This is a genomic window from Nocardia crassostreae (assembly GCF_001613405.1).
GTDB lineage: Bacteria > Actinomycetota > Actinomycetes > Mycobacteriales > Mycobacteriaceae > Nocardia > Nocardia crassostreae.
Window position 1 is genome coordinate 102,429 of the sequence record NZ_BDCH01000001.1, and the last position, 23,123, is coordinate 125,551.

At 68.2% G+C, this 23,123-nt stretch carries 18 protein-coding genes and 2 pseudogenes; 12 read left to right on the forward strand and 8 right to left on the reverse strand.

The features are described 5' to 3' along the window. Nucleotides 1-258 precede the first annotated feature (258 nt). Both sepH and serC read right to left on the reverse strand, forming a co-directional pair. Complete coding sequence (gene sepH, locus NC4_RS00460) at nucleotides 259-1,350, reverse strand: septation protein SepH (RefSeq protein WP_067531027.1); 1,092 nt, start codon at nucleotides 1,348-1,350, stop codon at nucleotides 259-261. A gap of 202 nt (nucleotides 1,351-1,552) precedes the next feature. Further along, complete coding sequence (serC, locus tag NC4_RS00465; RefSeq protein WP_067531029.1) at nucleotides 1,553-2,677, reverse strand: phosphoserine transaminase; 1,125 nt, start codon at nucleotides 2,675-2,677, stop codon at nucleotides 1,553-1,555. A gap of 133 nt (nucleotides 2,678-2,810) precedes the next feature. Here serC and NC4_RS00470 point away from each other — a divergent pair, with 133 nt between their 5' ends. Beyond that, nucleotides 2,811-3,578 (forward strand): hypothetical protein, encoded by a 768-nt coding sequence (locus tag NC4_RS00470; RefSeq protein ID WP_245721419.1) that lies wholly within the window; start codon nucleotides 2,811-2,813, stop codon nucleotides 3,576-3,578. Here NC4_RS00470 and NC4_RS38575 read toward each other — a convergent pair. Further along, nucleotides 3,575-3,742: a DUF1272 domain-containing protein gene (locus NC4_RS38575; RefSeq protein WP_084528323.1), complete on the reverse strand. Its 168-nt coding sequence runs from the start codon at nucleotides 3,740-3,742 to the stop codon at nucleotides 3,575-3,577. The two genes, NC4_RS00470 and NC4_RS38575, sit on opposite strands and share 4 nt — an antisense overlap. A 165-nt stretch (nucleotides 3,743-3,907) precedes the next feature. Here NC4_RS38575 and NC4_RS00475 point away from each other — a divergent pair, with 165 nt between their 5' ends. Next, complete coding sequence (locus NC4_RS00475; protein WP_067531031.1) at nucleotides 3,908-4,480, forward strand: RDD family protein; 573 nt, start codon at nucleotides 3,908-3,910, stop codon at nucleotides 4,478-4,480. Nucleotides 4,481-4,627: 147 nt separating this feature from the next. Here the strand turns inward: NC4_RS00475 and NC4_RS00480 are convergent, their stop codons facing one another. After that, nucleotides 4,628-5,770 carry a citrate synthase 2 gene (locus NC4_RS00480; protein ID WP_067531032.1) on the reverse strand — a complete coding sequence of 381 codons (1,143 nt, stop codon included), beginning with the start codon at nucleotides 5,768-5,770 and terminating at the stop codon, nucleotides 4,628-4,630. Between the two features lie 101 nt (nucleotides 5,771-5,871). Between NC4_RS00480 and pdxH the strand changes: the two genes are divergently transcribed. From pdxH to NC4_RS00505, 5 genes and pseudogenes are all read left to right on the forward strand, one after another. Beyond that, the gene (gene pdxH / locus NC4_RS00485) at nucleotides 5,872-6,597 is read left to right on the forward strand and encodes a pyridoxamine 5'-phosphate oxidase (protein ID WP_067531033.1); all 726 of its coding nucleotides are present in this window, start codon (nucleotides 5,872-5,874) and stop codon (nucleotides 6,595-6,597) included. Nucleotides 6,598-6,774: 177 nt separating this feature from the next. After that, nucleotides 6,775-8,076 (forward strand): annotated as a pseudogene (locus NC4_RS00490) (MFS transporter). A gap of 156 nt (nucleotides 8,077-8,232) precedes the next feature. Beyond that, a complete protein-coding gene (locus tag NC4_RS00495) occupies nucleotides 8,233-9,543 on the forward strand; it encodes a citrate synthase (RefSeq protein WP_084528314.1) in 1,311 nt (436 codons plus the stop codon). Nucleotides 9,544-9,786: 243 nt separating this feature from the next. Then, nucleotides 9,787-10,982 (forward strand): annotated as a pseudogene (locus tag NC4_RS45030) (GNAT family N-acetyltransferase). A 64-nt stretch (nucleotides 10,983-11,046) separates the two neighbouring features. Further along, nucleotides 11,047-11,445 carry a YccF domain-containing protein gene (locus NC4_RS00505; protein ID WP_067531034.1) on the forward strand — a complete coding sequence of 133 codons (399 nt, stop codon included), beginning with the start codon at nucleotides 11,047-11,049 and terminating at the stop codon, nucleotides 11,443-11,445. A 1-nt stretch (nucleotide 11,446) separates the two neighbouring features. Here NC4_RS00505 and NC4_RS00510 read toward each other — a convergent pair whose 3' ends face one another. Beyond that, nucleotides 11,447-11,884 carry a MarR family winged helix-turn-helix transcriptional regulator gene (locus NC4_RS00510; RefSeq protein WP_067531035.1) on the reverse strand — a complete coding sequence of 146 codons (438 nt, stop codon included), beginning with the start codon at nucleotides 11,882-11,884 and terminating at the stop codon, nucleotides 11,447-11,449. A gap of 122 nt (nucleotides 11,885-12,006) precedes the next feature. On the opposite strand from NC4_RS00510, the gene NC4_RS00515 reads away from it, so the two are divergent. After that, nucleotides 12,007-12,246 carry a DUF2530 domain-containing protein gene (locus NC4_RS00515; protein ID WP_067531036.1) on the forward strand — a complete coding sequence of 80 codons (240 nt, stop codon included), beginning with the start codon at nucleotides 12,007-12,009 and terminating at the stop codon, nucleotides 12,244-12,246. A gap of 19 nt (nucleotides 12,247-12,265) precedes the next feature. On the opposite strand, the gene NC4_RS00520 is transcribed toward NC4_RS00515, so the two are convergent. Further along, nucleotides 12,266-14,329: a neutral/alkaline ceramidase gene (locus NC4_RS00520; RefSeq protein ID WP_067531037.1), complete on the reverse strand. Its 2,064-nt coding sequence runs from the start codon at nucleotides 14,327-14,329 to the stop codon at nucleotides 12,266-12,268. A gap of 128 nt (nucleotides 14,330-14,457) precedes the next feature. On the opposite strand from NC4_RS00520, the gene NC4_RS00525 reads away from it, so the two are divergent. Further along, complete coding sequence (locus tag NC4_RS00525; RefSeq protein WP_245721422.1) at nucleotides 14,458-15,072, forward strand: TetR/AcrR family transcriptional regulator; 615 nt, start codon at nucleotides 14,458-14,460, stop codon at nucleotides 15,070-15,072. A gap of 65 nt (nucleotides 15,073-15,137) precedes the next feature. On the opposite strand, the gene NC4_RS00530 is transcribed toward NC4_RS00525, so the two are convergent. Beyond that, a complete protein-coding gene (locus NC4_RS00530; protein WP_439957463.1) occupies nucleotides 15,138-18,227 on the reverse strand; it encodes a sacsin N-terminal ATP-binding-like domain-containing protein in 3,090 nt (1,029 codons plus the stop codon). Nucleotides 18,228-18,395: 168 nt separating this feature from the next. Further along, a complete protein-coding gene (locus NC4_RS44335; RefSeq protein ID WP_084528315.1) occupies nucleotides 18,396-19,634 on the reverse strand; it encodes a DUF3027 domain-containing protein in 1,239 nt (412 codons plus the stop codon). Nucleotides 19,635-19,651: 17 nt separating this feature from the next. Between NC4_RS44335 and NC4_RS00540 the strand changes: the two genes are divergently transcribed. The 3 genes from NC4_RS00540 (at nucleotide 19,652) to NC4_RS00550 (ending at nucleotide 23,059) form a co-directional block, all read left to right on the forward strand. Then, nucleotides 19,652-20,434 carry a glutaminyl-peptide cyclotransferase gene (locus NC4_RS00540; protein ID WP_067531039.1) on the forward strand — a complete coding sequence of 261 codons (783 nt, stop codon included), beginning with the start codon at nucleotides 19,652-19,654 and terminating at the stop codon, nucleotides 20,432-20,434. Between the two features lie 91 nt (nucleotides 20,435-20,525). Then, complete coding sequence (locus NC4_RS00545) at nucleotides 20,526-22,469, forward strand: MFS transporter (protein ID WP_245721423.1); 1,944 nt, start codon at nucleotides 20,526-20,528, stop codon at nucleotides 22,467-22,469. A gap of 20 nt (nucleotides 22,470-22,489) precedes the next feature. After that, nucleotides 22,490-23,059 carry a DUF2771 family protein gene (locus tag NC4_RS00550; RefSeq protein ID WP_067531040.1) on the forward strand — a complete coding sequence of 190 codons (570 nt, stop codon included), beginning with the start codon at nucleotides 22,490-22,492 and terminating at the stop codon, nucleotides 23,057-23,059. The last annotated feature ends 64 nt before the right edge of the window (nucleotides 23,060-23,123 follow it).

A 23,123-nucleotide genomic window follows, 5' to 3' on the forward strand; every position in this document is an offset into this window, starting at 1 on the left:
GCCCCGGCAATCACCGCCACCAGTACAAAATCTACCCCCACCACGGCCGGAAATGTCGCTGTTGCTCGAGCCCGTTCTCGGCGCGGCGAACTCGTGGCCGCGAATTAGGTTCGGACGAAACGGTCAAAGATCGAACCGCACGTCCAGGCAGTGACGGATATCCGCATCGATTCGGCTACCCAGCCGCCCGAATGGCACGGCAGCAACCGGCGCGCAACAGTATCAGCGGTCTAGCAAACTTTTAGCTTCCGGAAAATTTCAGTGACCGGAGCTGCGCACGCCTAGGAGGACGTCCTCCCAGGAGGGCATGGGGGCCTTGCCGCCGCGCTTGGCGCGATTCGGCTTCTGCGCATTCGGCTTGGCGGCGGGCTTCTCCGGAGCGGGCGCGGGAGCCGGTTCGGCGGCAGCGGCGGCCGGTTCGGCCGCAGCGGCGGCCGGTTCGGCCGCAGCGGGCGCCGCGGGGGCGGGCGCCGGAGCCGAATGCTCGGCGGGCGCGGGCGGATTCGGGGCTTTGGGCGCGGCGGGCGCTGCCGGAGCGGGAGCAGGGGCCGGAGCCGGAGCGGCGGCCGTGGGCACCGGCACGGTGCCGTCGCCGACCGCGGCGCGCTGCTCGAAATAGCCGTCCAGGCTTTCCTGATTCGCCGATCGGGTGGGCGCGGCGTACTCGGCCCGCTTCTCGCGTGGCGCGGGCGCACGCGGCGCGGGCGGTTCCGCCACCGCGGGCTCGGACTGATCCGGCAGGATGGTCGCCAGCCCGCGCAGGGCCCGGCCGAAATCGGGATCGATGAGATCCCCGGCCGGATCATCCAGCGGGACCACCGATCCGCCGTGCGCGTCCGGCTGGTAGCGCCAGTGCGCGGCGATCACCGAGCGCCCGGCCTGCCACTGCAATTGGGCCACCCAGTAGCCCTTTTCGTCCTTCCAGGCGTCCCATTCGGCGACCTCGATATTGTGGCCGCGCTCGGCGAAGGCCGCGGACACGATGTCGATGAGGGTCTCCACCGCCGGGCCGTCATTGCGGACCGGATGCGCCTTCTGCGCCAACTCCGCGGCCCGGGCCCGTTCCAGCAGTACGGGATACGCGAAGCGCTCCACCCGGCTGGAGGGCATTCCGGATTCCTCGGTGACCTGCTCCACCGACGCACCGGCACGGATTCGAGCCTGGATATCGCGAGGACGCATGGTGGCTTCCGTTTCGATCTCGATCTGGCCGAATCGGGCAAGGTCTCCACGGGCGGCGGCACGCAGTTTGTCATCGGCGGCGAGCCGGTACTTCTGGCCGGACTCGGTATCGATGCACACGATATGCGCGGAATCGGGTGTCAATCCGATTACTCGAAGTTCACGCACCGTTACCTCCTTATCACTGCATCAAGCACAGCGCTGCGTCCCTCACAGCTATATCGCCAGGCTCGCGACCGTCGGTCTCCGCCCGGTGAATACCGCCCACGTTCTGGAACAGTAGTGCACTTCTGTGAATCACGGGGCAAGACACGCGGCGCGGAAATCTGTCGCCAGACTCCCGCGCCGCATTAGCTTGTGTGGTTCGGCATCAGCCGATCTGGCCGACCACCCAGTCGATGCAGCGCGTCAGCTGCGACACGTCCTCGGGATCGATGGCCGGGAACATGCCGACGCGGAGCTGGTTACGACCCAGCTTACGGTACGGCTCGGTGTCCACGATTCCGTTGGCGCGCAGGATCTTCGCAACCTGTGCGGCATCCACCGAATCGATGAAGTCGATGGTGCCGACCACCTGCGAGCGGTGCGCCGGGTTCGCCACGAACGGCGTCGCGAATTCGCTGGTCTCGGCCCAGGAGTACAGGCGCGAGGAGGAATCGGCGGTGCGCTTCACGGCCCAGTCCAGACCGCCATTGCCATTGAGCCATTCGATCTGGTTGGCGAACAGCAACAGCGTGGCGAGCGCCGGGGTGTTGTAGGTCTGATCCTTGGAGGAGTTGTCCACCGCGATGGGCAGCGACAGGAATTCGGGGGTCCAGCGACCCGAATTCTTGATCTCCTCCACGCGCTCCAGGGCCTTGGGGCTCATGAGCGCGATCCACAGCCCGCCGTCGGAGGCGAAGCACTTCTGCGGCGCGAAGTAGTAGACGTCGGCATCGGCCATGTTCACCGGCAGACCGCCCGCGCCCGAGGTGGCGTCGATGGCGATGAGCGCATTCTCCGAACCCGCCGGGCGGGACACCGGAATGGCGACGCCGGTGGAGGTCTCGTTGTGCGCCCAGCCGATGAGGTCGACCGAGGGATCCGAGGTCGGCTCGGGCGCGCTGCCCGGCTCGGCCTTGACCACGATCGGATCGCCGATGAACGGGTTGCCCTTGGCGACCGAGGCGAACTTGGAGGAGAACTCACCATTGCTCAGGTGCAGCGACTTCTCGCGGATCAGGCCGAAGGCGGCCGCGTCCCAGAACGCGGTGGTGCCGCCATTGCCGAGGACGACCTCGTAACCGTCCGGCAGCGCGAACAATTCGCGCAGACCGGAGCGCACGCGGGCCACCACATCCTTCACCGGCTTCTGCCGGTGGGAGGTGCCGAACACGGAAGCGCCGGTATCCACCAGGGACTGCAGCTGTTCGGGACGCACCTTGGAGGGTCCGCAGCCGAACCGTCCGTCGGCGGGCTTGAGATCGTCGGGGATGGTCGGGAACGCAGAGGTCATGGCGACAAGGGTAGAGGTTGGGTGTATCCGCGCACGCGAGTGGGTAGCCACTGGAAAGCCCGTGAATTCGAGTGCCGTTCAAACGGCGAGTATTGGTGTGGGGCGGGCCACAGAGCCATTACGGTGTACGGCCATGGATATGACCGCGCACGAGCGACCTGACACCGACGCCGAGCAATTCGGCGCACCCGCGAAATCCGGACGCGCACAACGGCGTACCCCCGCGGCAGACCGTCCGCGACCGGGCCTGTTCACCCGCCTGTCCTCGCAGTTCGGCTCGCGCGGCCTGTCCCGCCGCGGTCCCGCGCTCGATGACGCGGCCCGCCGCGAGCTGCTCATGCACGGCGCCGAGGGCACGGCGACCATCCTCAGCGTCCGCGCCGGGACGAGGAGCTCCGGCACCGATGCCGAACCGGATCCGGGCTGCGAATACTGGGTGCGCATCAAGCTGGAGAGTCAGCATCCCTACGAGACCCGGGTCCGCCAGCACGTCACCGCCGCCGACGCGGAGTGGATGCGGCCCGGCGACGAGGTCGCCTGCCGGGTGGATCCGGACGATCGCGATCGCGTGGTCCTCTATGTCCCGCCGCCGGGCGAGACCGCCCGCACCAATATCGCCAAGATCCTCAGCGACGGCCGCCGCGCCCGCGCCACCGTGCTCGCGGCCGCGCCGCTGGCCGCCGACTACACCGGCCGCGACGATCCGATCCTGCGCCTCGATCTGGAACTGCAGACCTGGGACGAACCGTCGCCGTGGCGCGTGCGCACAGTCCAGCCGGTGCCGCTGGCCGCACTGGAACTGGTCGACCTCGGCCGCCATCTCGAGGTCGCCTTCTTCACAGTCGACCGCGGCGAATCCGTCGCGGTGGATTGGGCGGCCTCGCTCGAAGACGGCGATTAGGCCGTCCGACGCGGTCGGGCAACCAGCTCGCCACCACAGTTCGGGCAGACGTAATCCATTGTTCGACCGCACGTTTCACAGAATGTGCATTCGTATGAGCAGATCAGTGCCGCCCCGTCGGCAGGCAACTCGGCAACCTCACATCGTTCGCAGAGAGTCCGCATCTCCAGCGCCACGATCCACCTCCGTCCCGAATCCGGCCGAGGGCCCACGGAATTCGGGGCATCCGGCGTCCGGCTCACGTTACGAGCCGGAATGCTCCAGACTGCAGCGCGGTGCGGTCACCCAACACGTCCGCATTGTCTGCTCCAACGTCAGCTAGGACCCGAATGACCTACCCGAACAATCCCTACCCGCAGCAGCCGCAGCAGCCGGGCGGTTACCCCCCGCAGCAGCCGGGATACGGCGCACCGCAACAGCAGTACGGCGCACCGCAGGCCCCCTATGCCAGCTGGGGTCAGCGTGCGGGCTCGTTCCTGATCGACTACCTGATCGTGGGCCTGCCCGCGGGCATCCTGTACGGCCTGGCCGCGAGCGTCGGCACCGAACCGCTGGAATGCGATTTCAGCAGCTCCTACAGCGCCGGTTGCACCGGCGGCGGATACTCCGCCGTCGGCTGGATCCTGCTGCTGCTCGGCTGGGCGATCGCCCTCGGCGGCACCGTCTTCCTGGGCTACACGGAAGGCACCACCGGACAGACCCCGGGCAAGAAGGTGGTCGGTCTGCGCACGATCCGCGAGGCCGACGGTCAGCTCCTGGGCGCCGGAGCGGGCGTCGGGCGGAAGTTCGCCCACATCGTGGACGGCCTGCCCTGCTACATCGGTTATCTGTGGCCGCTGTGGGATGCCAAGAAGCAGACCTTCGCCGACAAGATCGTCAAATCCATCGTGGTGAAGGCCTGATCGTCCGCGCCTGACCGGCGGGGGCGGGGCGTTCCCGCCGGTCGGCCCGGACAGCATTATCGGTCGGCCTGGACAGCATTATCGGTCGGCCTGGACAGCACTGTGGCCCGCAGCGGAATCCGCTGCGGGCCACACGCTTTCCGATCACTACTTGCGAATCACGCTGTCCCAGCCGATGACCGTCTCGGGCGTGCGCGGGGCCGGACCGGTGTAGATGGCGGCCGGGCGCACCAGCTTGCCCAGCTTCTTCTGCTCCAGGATGTGCGCACACCAGCCCGCGGTGCGGCCACAGGTGAACATGGCGGGCATCATGTGCGCGGGCACCTCGGCGAAATCGAGAATGACCGCGGCCCAGAACTCCACATTGGTCTCGATGGCGCGGTCCGGGCGGCGCTCGCGCAGTTCGGCCAGCGCGGCCTGCTCCAGCGCGGCGGCGACCTCGTAGCGCGGGGCGTTCAGGCGCTTGGCGGTCTCGCGCAACACCTTGGCGCGCGGATCCTGGGCCTGGTAGACGCGGTGGCCGAAGCCCATGAGCTTTTCCTTGCGGTCCAGGATGCCCTTGACCAGGGCCCGTGCGTCACCAGACTTCTCGACCGCCTCGATCATGGGCAGCACACGGGCCGGGGCGCCGCCGTGCAGCGGGCCGGACATGGCGCCGATGGCGCCGGACAGCGAGGCCGCCACATCCGCGCCGGTGGAGGCGATGACGCGGGCGGTGAAGGTGGAGGCGTTCATACCGTGCTCGGCGGCCGATACCCAGTAGGCGTCGATGGCCTCGATGTGCGCCGGATCCGGGTCACCCTTCCAGCGGGTCATGAACCGCTCGGTAATGGTGGTGCACTCGTCGATCTTCTTCTGCGGCACGGCGGGCTGGTAGATGCCGCGCGCCGACTGCGCCACATAGGACAGCGCCATGACCGAGGCGCGCGCCAGGTTCTCCCGGGCGGTGTCGTCGTCGATGTCCAGCAGCGGCTGATAACCCCAGATCGGAGCCAGCATGGCCAGCCCGGCCTGCACGTCGACGCGCACGTCACCGGTGTGCACCGGCAGCGGGAACGGTTCGGCGGGCGGTAGACCACGGCCGAATTCGCCGTCCACCAGGAGGGCCCAGACATCACCGAAGGTGACCCGGTTCGCGACCAGGTCCTCGATGTCGACGCCGCGGTAGCGCAGCGCGCCGCCGTCCTTGTCCGGTTCGGCGATATCGGTGGTGAATGCCACCACGCCTTCGAGGCCGCTGACGAAGTCGGCGGGGACGGCAGGGCTGGGAACCGCAGCGCTGGCAGTCATGTTGTGACTCTCCTTGCAAATCGGGCCGCCCGATCCGATGGGCGGCCACGCCGATCAGTTAGACCTTAACGCGCGGATTACCCAGGAGTAACGTCTGGCCCATGCGCGACCAGGAGAAATTCGCCACTTCCGACCTCGATATCGCGGCCATGCGGGTGGAGTACGGCGTGGACGCCGGGGACAACCATCCGGGGCTGGAAACCGACCTTGACGAGAGCTGGCTGGCGGGTGGCTGGGAGCCGTTGCTGCGCAATTGGATCGAGGACGCGACGAGCGCGGGGGTGCGCGATCCCAATGCCATGGTGCTGGCCACCGTGGAGGTGACCGACTCCGGTCCGCGACCGTCCACGCGCACGGTGCTGTGCAAGGGACTGTCATCGGAGGGTGTGACTTTTTACACGAATTACGAATCGTTCAAGGGGCGCCAGCTGATTGCCACGCCGTATGCGTCGGCGACCTTCGTGTGGACCGCGATGGGGCGGCAGGTGACGGTGCGAGGGCCGGTCCGGCAGGTCGCACCCGAGGTCACGGCCGTGTACTGGCAGTCCCGCCCGCGCGGTTCGCGGCTGGGCGCCTGGGCCTCGGAGCAGTCGCGCACCATTGCCTCGCGCGCGGATCTGGACCGGCGCATGGACGAATTCGAGCGGCGCTTCGCCGAGGTGGACGACATTCCGGTGCCGCCGTTCTGGGGCGGGTTCCTGATCGAACCGGAGACCGTGGAGTTCTGGCAGGGGCGCCGCAGCCGCATGCACAACCGGATTCGAGTACTGCTGGAACCGGGCAATACCGATATCGCCGCCATGAAGATAGAGCGCTTGCAGCCCTGAGCTGTGCTTTCCCAGGGGCTCCGCCCCCGGACCCCCGGTGGGCGGGGGCTAGCCCCCACGACCCCCATTGGGGCTTCGCCCCAAACCCCTTCGAGTGTCATGTATCACTTCCAATACATGGGATGACCGCCGAAAAAGGCTGGTTCCAACACAATTCATCCCATTAATGTGCACTCAGTGAAACTGCTCGCCGACATAACCCCGCTCCGAAACCCCGACTACCGCTGCCTGTGGACCACCGGCGTAGTCACGGTCATCGGAGCGCAGTTGTCGGTGGTAGCGGTGCCGAAGCAGTTGTGGGACATCACCCACAACTCTTCCTATGTCGGGCTGGCCTGACTCTTCGGCCTCGTGCCGCTCGTTGTCTTCGGTCTGTGGGGCAGCGCCCTCGCCGATGTCATGGAACGCCGCAAACTGCTGCTCATCACCGGCACGGGCACCGGTCTCACCGCGCTGGCCTTCTGGGCCCAGGCCGCCGCGAACCTGAACAACGAATGGCTCATCCTCGCGCTCTTCGCCGTTCAGCAGGCGTTCTTCGCGGTGAACCAGCCCGCCCGCGCGGCCATCTACCCCCGCCTGCTACCCCCTGAGCAGCTGCCCGCCGCCAACTCGCTGAGCATGACGGTCTTCCAGTTCGGCGCCATCGCCGGACCCGTCGCGGCGGGCATGCTGATTCCGGTCACGGGCCTGTCCACGCTGTATCTACTGGACGCCATCGCGCTGCTGGCCATGCTCTGGGCCACCTGGAAACTGCCGTCCATCCCACCCACCGGCGAATCCCGCCGGGAGGGCCTGCGCGAGGTCTTCGACGGCTTCGCCTATCTGGCCGCCCAGCGAATCCTGCTGGCCTCCTTCGCCGTCGACATCGTCGCCATGGTCTTCGGCATGTCCCGCGCGCTGTTCCCCGAGATCGCCTCGGACACCTTCCCCGGCTCCGATGACGGCGGCACCGCCCTGGGCATTCTCTTCGCCGCCATGTCGGTGGGCGCGGTGCTGGGCGGCATCTTCTCCGGTTGGCTGACCCGCATCCACCGGCAGGGCCTGGCGGTGATCTGACTGATCGTGCTGTGGGGGCTGGGCATGGTCGGCTTCGGCCTGGCCGTCGGCGCGGCGGGCGGGCCGCTGCCCGTCACCGTCGCCCTCTGGATCGCCTTCACCTGCCTGGCCTTCGGCGGCGCGGTGGACATGTTCTCCGCCGCCCTGCGGACCACCATGCTGCAGTCCGTCGCCACCGACGACATGCGCGGCCGCCTGCAGGGCGTCTTCATCGTGGTGGTCGCGGGCGGACCCCGCATCGGTGATGTTGCGCACGGTTTCGCGGCGGCCGCCGTGGGTACCGCCGCGGCAGCCGCAGGCGGCGGCGTACTGGTGGTGATCGGCATGGTCGCAGCGGCTCTGATTTTCCCGGCATTCCTCAGATACCGGGTTTCACGAGCCCATTCGGAGGTACAAATCGCGGATCATGCCAATAACACATGACCGCACCGCACCTCACCTCGCGGCGATGTGACTGTGAGGTAGTTATTGGTGACCCTCGTTGGTCGGGCCTACCGGACAACGGCTAGCGTTAAGGCAAGCGCATCGTGAGCCACCGCGTCCGATGCCTACGGTTTCAAGCCTGAGAGGGATCCTTCCGTGCCCGCTGAGAACATCATCAACGTCGACGACTCCAAGCCGGTACTGACATACCCCGGCGGCGAGTACCCGATGACCGTCGCCAAGGCTGTCGAGGGCAACGACGGAATCGACCTGGGCAAGCTGCTGGCCAGCACCGGGTATGTGACCTACGACCCCGGGTTCATGAACACCGCGTCGACCAAGTCGGCCATCACCTACATCGACGGTGAGGCCGGCATCCTGCGCTACCGGGGCTACCCGATCGAGCAGCTGGCCGAGAAGTCCACCTTCATCGAGGTCAGCTACCTGCTCATCTACGGTGAGCTGCCGACCCAGGCCCAGCTGGACGATTTCACCAACCGCATTCGCCGCCACACCCTGCTGCACGAGGACCTGAAGCGGTTCTTCGACGGCTTCCCGCGCAATGCGCACCCGATGCCCGTGCTGTCCTCCGCGGTCAACGCGCTGTCGGCCTACTACCAGGACTCGCTCGACCCGCGCGATCCGGAGCAGGTCGAACTGTCCACCATCCGACTACTGGCCAAGCTGCCCACCATCGCGGCCTACGCCTACAAGAAGTCGGTCGGCCAGCCGTTCCTGTACCCGGACAACTCGCTGAGCCTGGTCGAGAACTTCCTGCGCATGACCTTCGGCTTCCCGGCCGAGCCGTACGAGGTCGACCCCGAGGTCGCCGCGGCGCTGGACATGCTGCTCATCCTGCACGCCGATCACGAGCAGAACTGCTCCACCTCGACCGTGCGCCTGGTGGGCTCCTCCGACGCCAACCTGTTCACCTCCGTCTCCGGCGGCATCAACGCGCTGTGGGGCCCGCTGCACGGCGGCGCCAACCAGGCCGTGCTGGAGATGCTGGACGACATCAAGGCCAATGGCGGTGACGTCAAGGAGTTCGTCCGCAAGGTCAAGAACAAGGAAGACGGCGTGAAGCTCATGGGCTTCGGGCACCGCGTCTACCGCAACTACGACCCGCGCGCGACCCTGGTCAAGAAGGTCGCCGACCAGATCCTGGCCAAGATCGGCGGCGACGACCAGCTGCTCGATATCGCCAAGGCCCTGGAAGAGGCCGCGCTCACCGACGACTACTTCATCGAGCGCCGCCTGTACCCGAACGTCGACTTCTACACCGGCGTCATCTACCGCGCCATGGGCTTCCCGACCCGCATGTTCACCGTGCTGTTCGCCATGGGCCGCCTGCCCGGCTGGATCGCGCACTGGCGCGAAATGCACCGCGAGCCTTTGAAGATCGGCCGCCCGCGCCAGATCTACACCGGCTACGAGGAGCGCAACTACGAGGGCATCACCCTGCGCTGATCGCTTCGCACACAACGGAACCCGTCCTCACCGAGGGCGGGTTCCGTTGTTTTCGCTATCGCAAGGAATCTTTAAGGAAGTCACCAGCACTCACCGACATAGTTCTTGTCAAGGGAGAGGGGAGCTCCCGAGGGGGTGAGGATCGGTACCTGCCACGGAGGGGGTGGCAGGTACCGATCCTCGGTGCCGTGCACACCGGAAAATCGGATGCGCCCGCCCCCGAATTCATGGGATGGTCGGCCAATGGCATCCATCACCCTGCGCTCTGCCACCCCGGACGACCGGCCCCGTATCCGGGAACTGCTGGCGACCTGCTTCGGATCCCGACCCGACCCCGCCGACCTGGAAATCTCGGCCGATCTGTTCCCGATCGAGCGCGCGATCGTCGCCGTGGACGGCGACAAGATCGTTGGACACACCGTGGACCGCACCATGACGGTCACCGTGCCCGGTCTGAATACCGTGCAGGCCTGCGGTGTTTCCGCGGTCGGAGTGGCTCCCACCCATCGCCGCCGGGGCATCCTGCGCGCGCTCTACACCGAACTGCACCGCCGCGCTGAGGCCGACGGCCTGCCGATCACCATGTTCACCGCCAGCGAGGGCACCATCTACGGCCGCTTCGGCTACGGCCCTCGACCATCCGCAACGAGGTCAGCATCAATCGGCGCAAGGCCGAATTCCGGCCCAGCACACCGGATCCCGGTGGAGTGAGCATCGAGGTGCTGGCCGACGCCCAGGATCACCTCCGCGCGGTGTACGACCGCTGGCGGCGGCTCGTGCCCGGCGCCCAGGTCCGCCCCGAACAGAACTGGAAGATCTGGTTCGCCGATCTGGAGCGCTACCGCGACGGCGCGTCCGCGCTGTTCGTGCTCACCCATCCCGACGGCTACGTGCTCTACCGGCGGAAGTGGGAGAACGACGAGAACACCGCCCTGGTCGCCGAATTCTGCTCGGTCACGCCCGAGGCGCACATCGCGCTGTGGCGGGTGCTGCTCAGCCTGGATCTGTGTCACAAGGTCGAGGGCAGCCTCACCGAGAGCGATCCGCTCCCCTATCTGGTGACCGATCCGCGCCTGGTGCGGGTCACCGAGCGCTACGACGGCATGTGGACCCGCGTCATGGACGTGCCCGCGGCCCTCACCGCGCGCGGCTACCGCGCCGATCTGGATGTCGTTCTCGCCGTGACGGATCCGTTCCGCAATGCGGGCGGCGCCTTCGCGCTGCGAGTGCGCGACGGCGTGGCCGAATGCGAACCGACCACCGCGACACCCGATCTGGAGCTCGGCATCGACGTGCTCGGCAGTCTCTATTTCGGCGCGCACCGCGCCCAGGTGTTCGCCGCGGCCAATCGCATCCAAGCCAAGGACGCGACCGTGCTGCGCGCCTTCGACGAGGCGTTCGCGGCCGATCGTGATCCGGAACCGGGCTGGTTCTTCTGAGAACTCCCTGATTAAGGGTATTCCCTGATGCCAGCCGCCCCCGGCGGCTGGCATCCTGGAAGACGTGAAACCCATCCAGCTCGTACTGAACGTCCTCTGGCTCGTCCTGGTCGGATTCTGGATGGCGGTCGGCTATGTGATCGCCGGGCTGATCTGCTGCATCCTGATCATCACCATTCCGTGGGGCATCGCGTCGTTCCGGATCGCCTCGTTCGTGCTGTGGCCCTTCGGCCGCGAAGCCGTCGAGAAGCCGGGCGCGGGCGTGCCGTCCATGCTCGGCAATGTGGTGTGGTTCATCGTGGCGGGCTGGTGGCTGGCGCTGGGGCACATCTTCACGAGTATCGCCCTGGCCATCACGATTATCGGAATCCCGTTCGCCTGGGCCAATCTGAAACTCGTGCCGGTGTCGCTGTTCCCGCTGGGCCGCGAAATCGTCTCCAGCGACCGGGCTTTCGGCGCCTGACCTATTCCGATTCGTCGACGATGTGCTTCATGATGCCGACCGCCTCGTTGAGCACCTTCAGCTGATCGGGGTGCAGGCCCGAGAGCTGTTCGGTCATCCAGGCTTCGCGCGCATGCGTCTCGTCGGCGATCAGGGCGCGCCCCGCATCCGACAGCGACACGATGATCTGCCATCCGTCGGTGGGATGCGGTTTGCGTTCCACCAGATCCATTTCCGACAGCGACGCGATCACCCGGGTCATGGACGGGGGCTGCACGCGCTCCTTGGCGGCCAGGGCGCCCGGCGTCATGGCGCCCTCGCGATTGAGCGTCGCGAGGGCCGACAGCTGGGTCAGCGAAATCTGGGCATCGGCGCGCCTACCCCGCAAATGTCGCGTCAAGCGCACCACCGCCAGTGAGAGTTCACCAGCGAGCGCTCGAATATCGGAAGGCGTTGTCACAGAGGCAAACGATACGGGACCAGTCGCGAGCAGGACGCCTGTTCGCACGCGCGACCTCCCCCGACTCACCGGAGCGGGAGACGCGCCGCGCCGGTGCGGCCGGGTCGGCTTAGGGTGGAGGGGTGACACGCCCCGTTCCGGAGATTCCGCACCGGCTGACCGATCCCCGGCCGGTGCTGGCTATCAGCACGCTTGCTTTCCTCATCGCCACCGTCGCGGTGTGGATCGACGACAGCTGGGCCGAGGCGCGGCCGGTCTGCATGATGGGCTTGGCCGTCGGACTGCTCGGCTACACCATCTATGCTATCCAGCTCCGGAGTGCGCGCCGGGGTGACAAGGGCGCGCAGCTCGGTCTGGAGTAATCGGCTCCGTCTGGAGTGATCAGCCGATCTCGAACTCGTCGCTGACCCCGGTGAACGGGCGCAGCGCCCCGTCGCCGGTGAGCTGATCCGCGAAGTGCTGGAACCGGTAGCGCCCGGGCGCCGCATCGGCCGGAACATCCCAGGTGAACCGGGCCACCGAGACATTGCCGTCGCGCTTGCTCCAGAAGAACTTCACCGCCCATTCGCCCTCGTTGGCGACCCGCGACCAGCCGGAACCGGTGGCGCGCTGCACTTCCAGGAAGGTGCCGCCGCGCCGCGGATTGTGTTTGGGGTGCGCGGAGACGAATTCCACGGCGGCCTGGCCGCCGCGCGCACAGAACCCGGCGGGCTGGGTGAGGACATCGCCGAAGCTTGTTCCGGGCAGCGTGGCGTCCGGGCCCGGGGCCGCAACGAAATTCGGCTGCACAGTCGAGATGTCGCGCGGGGCCGGGCCCCGGGGCACCGTCTGCTGCGCGGCGAATGCCGTTGCCAGCCTGTGGAATTCCTGTTGATAGGCCGGAAGGGTGTAGCGCCCGTACAGTGTCGACCCGCCCTCGTACTGCTTGGCGTCGTACTCCTCGGGCGTGGACACGTATTCGTGGTAGCCGTTGGCGTAGCCCTGCATGAGCACCTGTTCCGGATCGACGCCCAAGGCCGCCGCCACGGTGCGCCGGATGCGTAGCCCGGACACGATGGTGAATTCCGCACCGCCACAGGCCAGATAGAGCTCGCCGATGCGCACCAGCTGGATCGGCACCACATTCGGCACCCATCCGGCCGGGGGCAGCAGGCCCAGCGGCGCCACGATGGCCTTGGGGGCCTGGGCGTCGGTCAGCCAATCCGGCACGGGCCGGTTCACGCCGCCGAGCGCGTCCACGAAGGGATTGCGCACGCCCTCGGGAATCGGCACGCCCGGCAGGCCCGGCCCGTCCTCGGTGCTGCCCGCGATGAGCGCGACACCCGCGCACGCGGGCGCGGTGTGGCGCGGCCCGCCGGTTCCGGTCCAGCGCGCGTCCACCTCGATATCGGCGATATCGATGTAACAGAGCAGGCCGCCCACCTGCCCGCCGAGCGGCCGCGCCGCGGCGAGCGCGGCCTTACCGGCGCGATATTGGCGCTCGCCGATGATGCGGGTGTTCTCGAACTCGTTGTCGGTGGGCCCGGAGGTGGGGCTCAGGTTCAGATTCGGGGACATATCGCCGGAGTTGGTCTGCGGGAAGGCCGCAATGAAATCGGCGCCGTCCAGATACCGCACGCCGTGCTCACCGTGTTCGAAGGCGTAGGACGCATAACCCTTGTTGTCGCCACTGATGAGCCGGTTCTTGTTGCTCATGGAGGTGTTGTGGGTGGCGAACCAGGTGATGGCGCCGACCGGTCGGCCGCCCTTGCGCAAGGACAGCACCGTGACGGCCGGATCGATGGCATTTGGAAAATACTGTTTGTCGGCTTCGGGATTGCGTTCGAAGGCGATTCGCGACCGGTTCACGCTGGCGTCGTGCAATTCGCTGCGCCCGATATGCAAGCTTCCGGGTCCGAGATCGGCGTCCGCGGCGGCAATGGCCTCCACGATGGCCGCCACCTCGATGTCGTACACCTGCTGCTGGAAACCCAGAATCGAGAGGTTGTAGGCGTAGTCGTGGGCGGCGCCGCCGCAGGTGGCGTGCGAATGCGTGGAGGTGAGCAGCACGTTCTGCTCGGTGTAGCGGTCACCGAAGCGCCGGGCCAGGGCCGCCATGACGCCGCGGTACACGGATCCGAAGATCATGCCGTTGTCGGCGATGGCGTAGACGATGCGCTGCCCGCCGCTCGCGATCACGTAGGCGCGCAGGTGGATTCCGGCGGTGTCCTGCCCGAACTGCGAGTAGCCCATCATTCCGCATTCGGCCGCGGGGCCGGTGATGTCCGAAATGCCCACGCCAATGAGGTAATCGCCCGAATCGGCACGAGCCTCGCTTTCCGGGAGCGCGAGCGAACCGGCCACGGCCAGCGCCGCGGCGCCCGCGGCCGCCCCGGCCAGGACCGTTCGCCGCGAGACCGATCCGGGCTGTTCCCGCTCGGCCGTTTCCTTGTCCGGCACCGGCATTCGCGCCTCCTCACGAGTTTGGATGCGAGCGAACCATAGAACTGGACGGGCGTCCAGTCGAGATTTCCGGAGCGTGCGAATTGACTGCGCGCGCCGCGAGCGCTTAACTCTGCGGGGTGTCCTCCCGATTGAGCGTCGAAGAACGACGGGCCCACCTTATCGAGGCAGCCATCGGCCTTGCCGAAAAAAAGGGCGTGGCAGGAGTTACCACGCGCGATGTGGCACAGGCAGCCGGTGCTTCGCTCGGTGTGGTGCATTACTGTTTCGAAAACAAGGATCAGCTCATGACCGAGCTGGTCAAGGCCCTCTCGATGGAATTGCGCGATTCCGTCGATGCCAACGAAGCGGTATGGCAAGACGTCGGAACTGGAAAAGAAGCGCTTCAAAAATTGGTGCGCGCCGGTCTGGAACTCATGTGGTTGAACATAGAAGCCACTCCGGAACGGCAGTTGCTCACCTATGAAACGACGACCTACGCACTCCGCGAAGGCGAACAAACTCCGGCAAAACTCGCCATTGCCCGCGAGCAGTACACCTTCAACGACTCCACCGTCGCCGACATCATCGAGCACGCCCGCGAAGCGACCGGCACCCAGTGGACCGTCGGCGTCGGCACCCTGAGCCGCTTCATGCTCGCCACCATCGACGGCATCGTGCTGCGCTGGCTGGTCGACAACGACAGCGCCGCCGTCCGCGAGCAACTGGACGTCCTGGCCCGGATGATCACCTCGCACGCCGCCTGAGCGAACCGCCATACGTCCGGCCGATTTCGGTGCGGCGCTATCGGACATAGCGCCGCACCGCGGCGCTAATCGTTGTCGTCCGTGCGCGTTTCGACGGTGGTGCGGCGCGGGGCCCGCACGTGGGTCACATCGCCGTCGCGCCACCAGGGCACGGATACCGTCGCCTCGTAGGCGCCCGACAGCCGCACCAGCAGCTCGTCGTGGACGACGAGTTCACCGGTGGGCGCGGGCATATCGAATTGCAGGCGCAGCAGGACACCGAGCGGGTCGGCGGCCCAGGTGGTGGCTCGGCCGGTGCTCACCACCTCGGCGGCGACGGCCTGTGAGGCGAGCGGGAGGTCGAGCAGATCGGCGAGAGCCTCGGCGGCGGCGATATCGCCGACCACCAGGCGGTCGGCGGGCAGCGCCGGGCCGAACCAGGGGCGGTCCAGGACGAATGCGTCGGCGGTGTCGATGACCGCGCCCGACAGGGCGCGCACATGCGGCGGCAGGTCCAGATCGTCCGCGTCCAGCAGCCCGGCGGCGACCGCCTCGGCCAGCCGGACATGGGTGTGTGAGATCGCTTCCGGATTGGGCATTCTCGCCGGATCGGCCAGTGCGTCGAGGAGTTCCTCGGCCAGATGGGCGGTCATCACCTCGGGATCGGCGAGCACACCACGCAGTACCGCCAGATCCTGAGCGGAGAAGCCCGGCAGTTGTGGCAGCAGACCCGTGAACAGAATATCGTCCGGATGCCGCATGAGGCCCAGCTGGATGCCGTCGATATGCGCGTGCAGCCGCAGCCACCAGGCCGTGTAGCCGTCGCGATCGGCCAGTAGCGGGCGGGTGGCGGGATCGGCGAGCAAGAGCCGCAAGGCTTCCGGCCACTCCCCGTCGTCCACCAGATCCAGATCGCGGACCGCGGTCAGCTCCGGCGGATCCTCGGCGAGGCCCTCCCACCACGACTCCTCATCGTCGAGATGGTGATCCGGGCCGGTCGGATCCGATTCAGTGACCAGGGTGAAACTCCAGCCCACGCCGACGGCGCGCAGCGCTTCGCTCCCGTAGCGCTCCAGCGTCTCCGCCGCGACCGTCTCGAACGGCGAGTCCGCCACCAGCACGCGCCCCAGCGGGGCCTCCGGCAGCAGCAGTTCGTCCGCGGGGCTCAATTCGCCATGGGCATCGGGCAATTCGATCAATCCAAGCCAGGTGGGCAGCGCCCCCTGCCCGGCGGCGGCGTGTCCGGCCAGGCCCAGCACCGCGTCCACGGTATCCGGATCGCTCGGATCGTCCTCCAGAATCGCCTGCAGGCCGGGATCATTCAGCAGATCCTCCGCCGACGCGGCCCGCGCACCCAACCGACCCAGCAGCTCGTGCGCCGCCTCCGGATGCACCAACCGCGCCCAGTGCACCGGAATCGCGCTCTCCAGCCGATCATCCAGCACCGTCGTGCGCGGCCCCGTCACCAGCCGCCCGTCCGCCAGCGGCACCGCCAGCGCCCCCAACTCCTCCACCGCCAGCGGATCGGTCACGGACGGCTCCAGTGCGTCGTACAGCGAATACCACCACTGCGGTTCCCGCTCCAGACTGCTCGACAACTCCGCGATCCGCGCCAACCCGATCCGATGCACATCCAGCACCCCAAGCGCATCGGCATACATCCGCCCCGACAACTCCGGAATCACCAGCGGCCCGACAACTTCCGCCAGCAGCTCCGCCAATTCCCCAGTCACACCGGTGAACACACTCGCCCGCCCCGGCCGCTCCACCGGATCCGCGGCAAGGGCCGTGCCATCCGCGGCGTCCGCGAAGGCGGAAGGGCGATCGCCCCCGGCGCGGACAGTGTCACTCCCGCGCCGCGTATCCACCGCGGGCGCGGGGTCCATATCGAACAACGCGCCCTGCCCACCCTCGGCAAAGCCGGGGTTGCGCGCATCGCCGTCGTCATCCCGGTCGGCGCCTCCGCCCGAAGTCGCGCTCGGTGCGATGGATTCTCCGTGGGATGCGGCGGATTCGTAGCCGAGCAGGGTGTCATCGGGCAGGGCGGGTGCGGGGTCGCCCGCTTGTCGCGGCGACAGGACGGGGAGCCAGGCGTGGTCGCGCAGTTCGGCGACGAGGGCCTCGCGCAGGAGGCTGTCGGCCTCGCTGCGGGCGAAGGCCGGGAGCGGTACCAGGACCAGGCGGTCGCGGGGTGGGAGGGCGCGGGCGAAATCCGCATAGCCCGAGGCCAATTCCGCGAGGTGCGCGCCCGGGAGCAGGCGGCGGCGGTCCGGCTGCATGGGGATGTCGGCGATCAGCAGGGCGGGCAGGGACAGCTCTTCGTCGGAGCGGGTCGGTGCGCGCAGGACGTCGAGGTGCGCGGCGACCGGGCGGCCGTCGCGGACGGGCAGCAGCCAGCGGGCCCGCTCGGTCCGGTACTGCCACCAGCGGCGGTCGGCGTCCTCCGGCCCGCTGACCCGGATTTCCTGAATTCCGTCCGCGAGATCGGCCACCTCGGCGGCGATCTCGTCGTCCTCGATCCGGATGTACTGCAGGGCGGGCAGTTCCAGCAGCAGGTCCACGGCCTCGTCGCGCATGCCCGCGAGCAGTTCGACCGTGTCCACGTCCGCGCGCAGTCGCAGCACGATCTCGCTGTCGAATCCGGCGGCCGGCTTCTCGTCGATGGCCCACGCCAATCGCAGTGCGGGCGGCTGGAATTCGCCCTCGACCTCCGGAATCTCGATCCCCTGCGCCCCCAGCAGCGCCCAGGTCTCCGCCCGCGAGAACCGCACCGAACCACCCGTGGACCGGAACTCGATCTCCTCGGAAACGCTCAGGACCGCGGTGAACCCCACGCCGAACCGTCCGACGGCGGCATCCGCCCCCGACTTGGCCGAGGCCCGCAGCGCCGTCAGCGCGTGCACCCCCGAAACATCCATCCCCACAACGGTATTCGCAATGTGCAGCGTCCGCCCGTCCAGCCACACCGCAACCCGCCCGGCCACCCCCGCCTTGGCCGCCGCATCCGCCGCATTCTGCGCCAACTCGGTCAGCACCCGATCCCGATACCCCGACCGCACCAGATCGGCCTCGCTAGCCGCATCCTCACGCAACCGAGTGGGCGACCCCCGCCAAGCCGCCACCACCCCCGCGCGCAATGCCTCGGTCCCGAACGAATCCCCCACCTCAGTACTCACCGATCCCCACGCCCTTTCCAGTTCGCCAGACACCGACGCCAAGCAACTCCCAGACGCTACCCGCCACCGCCGCCGCAAGATCACCCCGGCTTCACACCCTTCGTCGCGGCTTCACACCCTCTGTACAGGGTGTGAACTCACGGGAAAGGGTGTGAACTCAGGGTTGTGTCAGCGGTACGGCTCAGTGCGAATCCGGTGCGCCGGGCCGATTCGGCTGGGGGCACCGTTTTCGGGTTCCACCTGGACCGCGGTGACGACCCAGGCGTCGTCGTACTTGGCGTCCGGATCGACATCGAACAGCGCGATCGGACCATTGTTCGGCGCATCGGACTCGGGCGCCTCGGGCGCGGAAACATCGGCCGCACCGGCGTTCACGGCCTCGGCCGGGGCGGCGATCTCGACCTCGGTGACCACCGCGTCCTCGGCGATCGCATCGGCGCGGTCCACCACGCCCGATTCGACCTGAGGATCCGCGATGTCCGAAACGGGCTCGGCCGCAGTCTCGTCAGCGTCGGCGGGGGCCGTGTTCTCAGCCGCGTCGGCGTTATCCACCGCGTCGGCGCTGTCCGCCGGGGCGGATTCGGCCTGTTCAGCGGCGGTCGAATCCGACTCGGGGGCAGGGTCGTTCGCAGGAGGCTCGACCGGCTCGGGCTTGCGGAGGTCTGCGGCGGGGATGACTTCCACGGCGGCGGAGTCGTAGGGCTCGTAGAGGGGGGAGCCGCTGCCGGTGGGGACGACCGTGTCGGAGTGGGCGCCGCAGCCGTATCGCATGTGGACGACGTGGCCGTCGGCGCCCATCGCATTGGCGCACACGCCGAAGGCGGCGTGCAGGGAGCCCGCCATGGGGGTGAAGAAGCCGCAGACGCCGCAGGTGGCGGGGGCGGAGCGGGCCATATCGGTTTCGGGGCCGAAGGCGGAGTACCAGCGGTCGGCGGCTTCCAGGCGGCCCTCGCGGCTGAGGACCTGGGTGCGGCCGAGACCGAGTTCGAGGGCGACCTCGTCGACGGCCGGATCGCCGGTCGCGACATAGCCGGGAACGAGGCGGGGGTCGTCGGGCGGCGGGGCCAGCAGATCGCCGGGCGCCAGATCGCCGGGGCGAATGCGCTGATCCCACGGAATGAAATCGGGGGCGACGAGGGCGTCCGGTCCGGGCAGCAGCGCCGATTCACTGACGGTGGCGTGCTCGGCCTCCGGCGGGGCCGCCACCACCACCGCCCACTGCCAGCCGCGATAGCCGGGCAGGGTGGCCTCGAAATGATGGGTGGCCGAGGATTCGTCCTCGGCGGTCACGCCCAGATGGGCGCCGACGCCGACCGGCTCCAACTCCAGGAGCGCACGCCTTGCCAGGTCGACCGCCTCCGCCAGGATGGGCCGAACACCGGGCTCCGAAACTCCAACCGCGCTCACGCCCTACATTTTGCCGTATGGAGCGCAAACCCTGTGCACCGGTAGCGGCCGTCCCGATCCTGCTGACCACGGCCCTGTGCCTGGCCGCCTGCGGGACCGGCGACGACACGCCGTCGCTGCGCGCCGAAGTGGTCGCCACCCACCCGCACGACACCGGCGCGTTCACCGAAGGACTCGAGGTCGACGGCCCGGTGCTGTACGAGAGCACCGGCCTGACCGGCAAGTCGTATATCCGCGCCACCGAACTGGCCACCGGCGCCGAACTGGCCCGCGCCGACCTACCCCCGCCCATGTTCGGGGAGGGCATCACCCGGGCCGGAAATCTGCTCTGGCAGGTCACCTATCACGACGGCATCGCCATCGCCCGCGATCCGGTCACCCTCGCCGAGGTCCGCCGCGCCGCCTACGACGGCGAGGGCTGGGGCCTGTGCACCCGCAACGGCCGCATCGTCATGAGCAATGGCGGCTCCACCCTCACCTTCCGCGATCCGGAAACCTTCGCCCCCACCGGTTCCGTGGCCCTCACCAGCCGGACGGATACGCGGCTCAACGAACTCGATTGCGCCCCGGACGGTTCCGTCTACGCCAATGCCTGGCCCACCGAAACGATCCTGCGCATCGACCCGGACACCGGGAATGTCCTGGATGTGATCGACGCCTCGGGCCTGCTACCCGAGTCCGACCGCACCCCCGGCACCGATGTCCTCAACGGCATCGCCCACCTTCCCGGCACCGACCGTTTCCTGCTCACCGGAAAGAACTGGCCGACCACCTACGAAGTCCGTTTCGTCCCGAAATAAGCCGTCCTCGAATGAACAACGAGGGAATCTGTGGCATCGCACACCGGCGGTAGTGCGACCGCACTCGTTCGACACTGCAAGAATTGAACGCGTGACTGCTCCCCGTGACCCAGGCGCCGAATCCGGTCGGTGGTGGGACGAGGAGTCTCCGCTCATCGAACGGCATCCCGGATACGACCGGTATCCACCCGCGAATACGCCGCCGCGGCGGCCACCGCGCGGAAACGAGCCCGAGGTACCGGAGTTCCTGGCCCGCCGCACGCCGACGCGCCCGCTGCCGCCCGCCGACCAGCCCTCCGGCCCGCCCGCCGCGTCCGAGGAACGACCGCGCTCGCGCTGGTCGCGGCGACGACACCGAGACGAGGCCCCGCCGGTCCGCCCCGACGCCCCGGCCCGGCCCGTCGAGCCGCAGCGGCAGCCCTTCGAACAGCCGCGGCAGCGCTCCGGCCCGCAGGCCCCCCGCGAGGCGCAACCGCCCGCGCGGCGCTCGCCGCGGCGCGATCCGGACTCGCAGCATCCGGGCGCGGCGGACACCCGGCCGCACACGCCTCCCCAGGGTGAGGCGGCCGCGGCCGGTTCCGCGACGCCGGGCGAGTCCAGCCCCGGACTGAACAAGCCGCCGCGCAAGCTCACCGTCACCCGGGTGGCGGCGCGGCGCAGTATCGAACTCACCGAGCGGGGTTTCGCGACGTTCCAGCGCGCGGCGAAGGCCGACGGCGCGGAGGAATCAGGCCTGACCTCGCTGGTCTACGCCACCATGGCCAATTTCGCGACGGACACCGCGGTCGCGGTGGCGCTGGCCAACACCCTGTTCTTCGCCAGTGCCACGGCCGAGTCCAAATCCAAGGTGGCGCTGTACCTGTTGATCACCATTGCCCCGTTCGCGGTGATCGCGCCCCTGATCGGCCCCATGCTGGACCGTCTGCAGCACGGCCGCCGGGTGGCTCTCGCGGGTTCCTTCGCGGTGCGCGTGCTGGTCGCCGGACTGCTCATCTTCAATATCGACACCTGGGCGCTGTATCCCCTGGCGCTCTGCATGATGATCATGAGCAAATCGTTCTCGGTGCTCAAGAGCGCGGTCACCCCGCGCGTGCTGCCACCGGGAATCGATCTGGTGCGCACCAATTCCCGGCTCACCGTCTTCGGTCTGGTGGGCGGCACCCTGGGCGCGGGCGGTATCGCCGGGCTCATCGCCTCGGTCACCGGCTCCATGGGCGCCCTGCTGTTCGCGGCCTTCCTGGCCGGGTGCGGCGCGTATCTGAGCCTGCACATCCCGCGCTGGGTGGAGGTCACCGAGGGCGAGGTCCCGGCCACCATCGGCTATCACGGCGACGACGGGCACACCGAGGTGCTGGATCCGAGCCAGGCCGACGCGGTGCCGCCGCGCAAACGCCGTCAGCCCCTGGGCCGTTCGGTGGTGACCGGCCTGTGGGGCAATGGCACCGTCCGCGTGCTCACCGGATTCCTCACGTTCTATGTGGCTTTCGTCGCCAAGGCCACCGAACATCGCCCGGTGCAGCAGGCCGCCATGCTCGGCGTGGTCGGCGCGGCCGCCGCCATCGGCAATTTCACCGGCAATGCCACCGGCGCGCGCATGAAACTCGGCCGCCCCACCCTCATCGTCCTGTACTGCACCATCGGCTGCGTGGCGGTGGCGATTGTGGCGGCCCTGCTGAACAACCTGGTCGGCGCGGCCGTGGCCACCCTGGTCGCGGCGGGCGCGAGCGCCCTGGCGAAGGTATCCCTGGACGCCTCCATCCAGGATGATCTGCCCGCCGAATCCATTGCCTCCGGTTTCGGGCGTTCCGAGACGGTGTTGCAGCTGTCCTGGGTCATCGGCGGCGCCATGGGCGTGCTGCTGCCGACCGACTGGTGGAAGGGCTTCGCCATCGTCGCCGGTGTGATGGCGCTCGGATTGATCCAAACCGTGGTCAGCTACCGTGGACATTCGCTGCTGCCCGGTTTGGGCGGCAATCGACCACAGCACGCGAAGCAGGAGGTTCCGGACGCGCACGGTGTCCCGGATCCCACTTGACGGACAGGAAGCGCAGCCCCGTGACCAAACCGAACGCCCGCACGATCGCAGCCCTGCTGGCGGTGCTCCTAGTCGCGGCCGTCGCCTATTTCGGCGCGATCTTCATGATCGCCCGCAATGCGGACAAGCCGGAGCCGACGGTCACCGCCTACGCGCACGGCAAGTCCATCACGGTGCAGCCGTACCTGTACTGCGGTGTGCGCATGGACGATTGCCGCGTGCTGCCGCAGGAGGACATCGGCCTGCCCGCCCAGCTCACCTGCCCCGAGGGCGAGGACTGCCACACCGGCCAGTCCAATGACCTGGAAGTGCCCGCCGGGTACCCGCTGCAGCTCTCACTGCCCAAGGAAGTCATCGACAGCCCCTGGCTGATCGTGGCGCTCTACCGCACCCCCGACGGCCAGATCCTCGAAAACCAGCTCACCCACCGCGATTTCGACGAGGGCACCGCCGCCGTCACCATCCCCTCGGTGCCGAAACTCCCGCTGTTAGGCGTAGAAATCCAGCTCTCCATCCTCACCCGCGACATGACCACCGGCCAAGAGGGCTACATGCCCCACGCCGCCTGGTCCGTCCGCACCCAGGTCTAAGAGCTCTTCCCCAAGAGGGTCTTCCCCCAAATCGGCCCCGCCTCGTAATCGGGGCGTGGGGGCG